Origin of the sequence: Desulfovibrio sp., from assembly GCF_047607245.1 — a bacterium.
Classification (GTDB): Bacteria; Desulfobacterota; Desulfovibrionia; order Desulfovibrionales; family Desulfovibrionaceae; genus Desulfovibrio.
The window spans coordinates 1-5539 of the sequence record NZ_JASGDK010000038.1; the positions used below are offsets into that span (position 1 = coordinate 1).

4 protein-coding genes and 4 tRNA genes are annotated in these 5539 nt (G+C 53.8%); 6 read left to right on the forward strand and 2 right to left on the reverse strand.

The window, feature by feature from the left end:
• Positions 1–412: ribosome silencing factor (gene rsfS, locus QM579_RS02830; RefSeq protein WP_414997708.1), on the reverse strand; the 412-nt coding region annotated here is incomplete at its 3' end.
• 324 nt (positions 413–736) lie between these two features.
• On the opposite strand from rsfS, the gene QM579_RS02835 reads away from it, so the two are divergent.
• The 6 genes from QM579_RS02835 (at position 737) to QM579_RS02860 (ending at position 3344) form a co-directional block, all read left to right on the forward strand.
• Positions 737–2041, forward strand: a complete 1305-nt coding sequence (locus QM579_RS02835) for a phenylacetate--CoA ligase family protein (RefSeq protein WP_414997709.1) — start codon at positions 737–739, stop codon at positions 2039–2041.
• Between the two features lie 209 nt (positions 2042–2250).
• Positions 2251–2325 (forward strand) — tRNA-Gly (locus tag QM579_RS02840).
• Between the two features lie 11 nt (positions 2326–2336).
• Positions 2337–2410 (forward strand) — tRNA-Cys (locus QM579_RS02845).
• A gap of 36 nt (positions 2411–2446) precedes the next feature.
• A tRNA-Gly gene (locus QM579_RS02850) sits at positions 2447–2521 on the forward strand.
• A 5-nt stretch (positions 2522–2526) separates the two neighbouring features.
• A tRNA-Gly gene (locus QM579_RS02855) sits at positions 2527–2601 on the forward strand.
• A gap of 458 nt (positions 2602–3059) precedes the next feature.
• Positions 3060–3344 carry a hypothetical protein gene (locus tag QM579_RS02860; protein ID WP_414997710.1) on the forward strand — a complete coding sequence of 95 codons (285 nt, stop codon included), beginning with the start codon at positions 3060–3062 and terminating at the stop codon, positions 3342–3344.
• Positions 3345–3548: 204 nt separating this feature from the next.
• Here QM579_RS02860 and QM579_RS02865 read toward each other — a convergent pair.
• Positions 3549–5539 (reverse strand): methyl-accepting chemotaxis protein (locus QM579_RS02865; RefSeq protein ID WP_414997711.1); only part of this gene is annotated, 1991 nt, incomplete at its 5' end.

Genomic DNA, 5539 nt, shown 5'->3' on the forward strand with positions numbered 1-5539 from the left:
CTTCTTGCCCGGCGGTTTTGGCAGCTCCGGAACCATGCCCCCACAGGGCTTCGAGGGCATAGAGGTCGCGCACGGGCTCCTGAAAGATATTAACGATTATATCGTTCATATCCACCAGTATCCACTGTCCGGTGGCGTAACCTTCCGTGCGCAGGAATTCATAGTTTTTCTCACGGCACATCAAACTCACGCCATCGGCGAGACTTTGGGCATGACGCACCGAACCGGCGCTGGCGATGATCAGGGCATCGGCAAAGCCGCCTTGCTCTTCAAGATCAAGACAAACCACACGCAGGGCCTTGTGTTCTTCAAGCCATTGGGCCACTTCCGCCGCCTTGTGGCTGACGGGAACGTCTGAAAACTGTTTGGGGGCGCGGCCCCCGGGGGTCGTATTGGGGTGATTATTTTCCATAGCAAGCACATATCGCAAAGCCGCGTCAAGGGCAATGGCTTCCCGGTGCTATCGCCTCATGCCCCACGCCTGCCAACCGCACTGCCACAGCCGTCTGCAGGCGCTGCCGCCGATGCCGCGACTTTTTCCCCAGATCAGCGGATCTTATATTTTTGCTGTTTTTTCAACCAATTCGCGGTGCGCCACCCGGGCTTCACCCCCCGTTTTTGTTGACCCGGTGCGGACATTGCGGCATACCGGAAAGGGTTTACATACTATAAAACCATTTTTTCTCTTTTATGACGGCCCGTGCCGCCGAATGCCAGCTATTATAAGGAGAGGGTCGTGCTTTTCAATATCAAACAGGAAACCCTGCCCCGCGAAGAACTGGAAGTGTTGCAACTGCGCCGTCTGCGCGACTTGTGCGACCGCGTTTACGCCAACGTGCCCTTCTATCGCAAACGCTTTGACGAGGTAGGCATCACCCCTGCCGACATCAAATCTTTGGCCGACCTGAAGCTTTTGCCCTTTACCGAAAAGCAGGACCTGCGCAATTACTATCCCTTCGGACTTTTTGCCGTGCCGCGCGACCACATAGTGCGCCTGCACGCCTCCAGCGGCACCACAGGCAAGGCCGTGGTGGTGGGCTATACCGCCCGCGACCTTGAAAACTGGGCCGAGCTTATGGCCCGCAGCATGGCCGCCGCGGGCGTCACCCGCTCAGACGTGGTGCACGTGGCTTATGGCTATGGCCTTTTTACTGGCGGGCTTGGCGCGCACTATGGCGCGGAGCGCATCGGGGCCACCGTTGTTCCGGCTTCCGGTGGGGCCACACGCCGACAGGCACACCTCATGCGCGATTTTGGAGCCACTGTATTGTGCGCCACGCCTTCCTACGGCCTGCACTTGTGGGAAGCCGCGCAGGAAGCCGGGGTGGACTTTCGCGAATTGCCGTTGCGCATAGGCATCTTCGGGGCCGAACCCTGGACAGAAGCCATGCGGCGAGACATTGAAGAAAAAATGAACATAGATGCTATGAACATCTATGGCCTTTCTGAAATTATGGGGCCGGGCGTGGCGATGGAGTGCGTGGAAGCCAAGTGCGGCATGCACCTTTGGGAAGACCACATCCTGCCGGAAATCATTGACCCGGTAACTGGCGAGCAGTTGCCCCCTGGTCAGGTGGGTGAGCTGGTGCTGACCACCCTCACCAAAGAGGGCATCCCCATGCTTCGCTACCGCACCCGCGACCTCACCAGCCTGAACTACACGCCGTGTAGCTGTGGCCGCACCCACGTGCGTATTTCGCGTTTGCAGGGCCGCAGTGACGACATGCTCATCATACGCGGGGTCAACGTCTTTCCGCAGCAGATCGAAGGTCTGCTTATGGAAAGCGACGGACTCACGCCCAACTACCAGATCATTGTGGGCACGGTTAACAATCTGGATACGCTGGAAGTGCGTGTGGAAGTCAGCGACACCCTGTTTGCCGACGAGATTCGCAAGCTCCAGATGCTTGAAAACCGTCTGCAAAAGAACATCAAGGAATTCCTAGGTGTCACGGCCAAGGTGCGCCTGATGGAGCCGCGCTCCATCCAGCGTTCGGAAGGCAAGGCCCAGCGCATAGTTGATCAACGCGGCAAGGATTAACCGCACGAGTCTGGCGCATGACGCAAAATTGAGGGCGAACCGTTTTCACGGCGGTTCGCCCTATGCCTTCTTTCGCTCACACTGGCTTTTCATGCGGATTATTAGGTTTTTTAGGACTGTCAGTACGATGGAAAAAATAAAACTTTTCAAAAATTGTGGAACAATGCTTGACACTCAGGGTCAATACACGTAAAAGCATACCTCGCTGAGCGGGAGTAACTCAGTGGTAGAGTGCAACCTTGCCAAGGTTGAAGTCGCGGGTTCAAATCCCGTCTCCCGCTCCAAATTTTTTGCTGGCGGCATAGCCAAGTGGTAAGGCAGAGGTCTGCAAAACCTCCATCTCCAGTTCAAATCTGGATGCCGCCTCCAAAAAGGATTTTTACGCTTCGCCGTTTCGCAGACCATGCGGGAGTAACTCAGTGGTAGAGTGCAACCTTGCCAAGGTTGAAGTCGCGGGTTCAAATCCCGTCTCCCGCTCCACTTTTGCGGGAATAACTCAACGGGAGAGTGTCAGCTTCCCTAGCTGAAGGTTGCGGGTTCAAATCCCGTTTCCCGCTCCAGAGAAGAATCAAGCCTTTACGAAGAAATTCGTAAAGGCATTTTTGTTTTAGCAACGCTTTGAGGACGCAGCAGCCATCAAAAAAACCGCGCGGCCCTGCCCTTTGGCAAATCAGACATCAGCGGGTTGCGCGGTCGGCATCGGCTGTGCACGGTTGGTACAGCCTTACACACGGCTGACATCGACTGCCCACGACGGGCACAGTCAGGTTGCCCATTGGCGGCACAGGTTATGCGAAGCTGTCATAGTATTGTCTACGCGTGGTACTGGCGCGGCCGGCACTGATTTACAAACGGCATTATGTACGCGAACTCGATCGACTGAGGCGTGGGGGTTGGCACAGTAAAATATTGTTCAAAAAAACTAATGACGCCGCAGAGCTGTATACGTTACCCTGCCTGCACACCTTGAGCACAGAGCAACAAAGCAGCCAAAACAAACGCTAACCGTGAGTACGCTATGGCATATAGAGTGGTTAATTTAAGCGCGCCTGAGGCCAATAAAGACGAGCTTCATTTTGAAGTTTGCGACGGAGATTTCAGTTTTCATTTTTCTAAAAAAAATAAAGCCGAAGATTTTTGCAAGCTGCTCAATGTACTTTTATCAGGCAAAAGATATTCAGATATTTTTGACCTGTGGCATGCAATGCAGGAAAAAAATCTGGAATATTTTTTGGAGAAAAATAAACAGTATTTCAGTGAATGTGCCAATAAATCAATGGCTGACACGAAAGAGAATCCATAATCTTTGGACTTTTCAAAGTTAAGATGTCCAGCGCTGTCCGAGAGTGCAGCACGCCGCAGCAGCAAGGCGTGGGCACGCCAGAAATTACATTTTTCAGCAGAATGACAATTTCAAATTATACCGCAGTTCAAAGTTATTCTGCTTCAGACTAAAAGCCCCCGGCATATCAATGCCGGGGGCTTTTGCGTGACAATTCCAAAAAAACTAGCCCTGCTTCATTTCAACGATCAGGTTATTGAGGGCCTGAGCCTGCCGCGCCAGTTCACTAACGGCCCGGTTGGCTTCGGCCATAGCCTGAGCCGTTTGCGCAGACATGTCGTTCACCTGAACGATGGACATGTTGATTTCTTCACTGGCGGCAGACTGCTCTTCGCTGGCAGTGGCGATGGCCCCCACCTGATCAGCCGTGGCTTCGACATTGCTGACAATCTGCTGTAACGCCTCACCGGACTGGCTGGCAAACTTGGTAGCGGTTTCCACTTCCTGCAAGGCCTTGTTCATTGCGGCAACACTTTGAGACGAGCTTTCCTGAATGGACTTGATGGCATTGCCCACATCATTGGTAGATGCCATCGTTTTTTCAGCCAGCTTGCGCACCTCATCGGCCACAACGGCGAAGCCCCGCCCGGCATCGCCAGCGCGGGCGGCCTCAATGGCGGCATTAAGTGCCAAAAGATTTGTCTGGTCGGCAATATCAGAAATGACGTTCATGATCTTGCTGATGGACTGGGCGTGTTCGTTGAGCTGAGACATATCATCTTTAAGCTCCATAGAGAGCTTTTGAACCTGATCAATGCTTTGCAAGGCGTTCTGCACGATGACGGCCCCGTTTTCGGCATTGGCCTTGGTTTCAGCAGACACATTGGCCGCCGTTGAGGCATTGCGTGCCACTTCCTGCACGGTAGCGTTCATTTCATTCATTGCAGTGGCAGCTTCGCTGAGGCGGTGGGCGGATTCTAGCGCGCCACGGTCCGACTGCTCAATCTGGGCAGAAAGTTCGCTGGATGCGGAAGAAATAATAGACACCACGCCTTCCAGCTGGCCAGCGGCAGCCAGCATGCCCTCACGCTTCGCACTTTCGGCCCGGTGGGCGGCTTCTTCTGCCTTAAGAGTCGCCTGCTGCGCCTGAACGGTTGCTTCTTCGGCGGCCAGTGTTTTTTGCTCGCTTTCTGCAAGCAGGCCTTTAATATTGCCCACCATACGTTCCATACCCTGCCCCAGCACGCTGAATTCGTCTTTGCGTTTGTGGGCTTGCGCCAGCAACAAGGCTTCGGCTGCACCTGTTTCAAGACGCCCGGCAGCCACAGCTTCGGCCATGCCCGAGAATCCCCCGACCATACGCACAATGCCGCGCGCAGAAAGAATAATCATGAGCCCCACGAGCAAGATGCAGGCGCCTGCGATCATCAGGGAGTTAGCGAGCATTTTTTTGATAGGAACCGCAATTTCCTCGCGGTCCACCTCAAGCGCAACTATCCACCCTTCTTCAGGCAACGATTCAAAATAGATAGATTTTTCATCGCCCTTGCTGTCAGTGTAGATGGCGCGCCCCTGCTTTTCCGCGAGCATTTTCTGCACATACGGCTTGTCCCCATCTTTTCGGGCAAGAGCCTTGGTGTCGGGATGCATCACAACCTGACCAGTGGAATCGTACACAAAAGCAAAGCCCTTTTCGCCCACCTTGATTCGGTTGCTGGTGGCGTTTGCCAGATTTACGTTGTCTGTGCCAACAGTAACAACAGCGATAACCTTGCCGTCGCGCTTTACGGGCATAGCAATCACGGTGGATGGCAGCCCTGTGGTGGCGCTGATTATATCCGCAATGACGGTTTTATCTTTTATGGCTTCCTTAAAATACGCACGATTGGAAAAGTCTGAACCAACAGACTTGCTGGGGCCACTCTGACCGCTTACATGATGGGCAATTACTTTCCCTTCCGGCGTAATAAAACCGCTGTAGGCAAGATTATCCGACGCATTGACAAGCCCCGCCAGAACATCATCCGCTTCCAGAGCTTCTTTGGAGCGCAGAACAGCAGGGTTGCCCGGTTCTGCTTCATAAAGGGCGGTATAGCGCGCAAGTCGATTATCCTGTGCGATGATGCCAAGCGAGTCTTGCAGCCCTGTAACTACAGCTTGCAGGCCAACAGCTTGCGTTTGAACAATCTGTGCCATATCTGACCGCAATTGTTGAC

Coding starts and splice junctions, on each gene's coding strand:
- QM579_RS02860 (WP_414997710.1), top strand. CDS start 3,060: ATGGCATATAGAGTGGTTAATTTAAGCGCGCCTGAGGCCAATAAAGAC.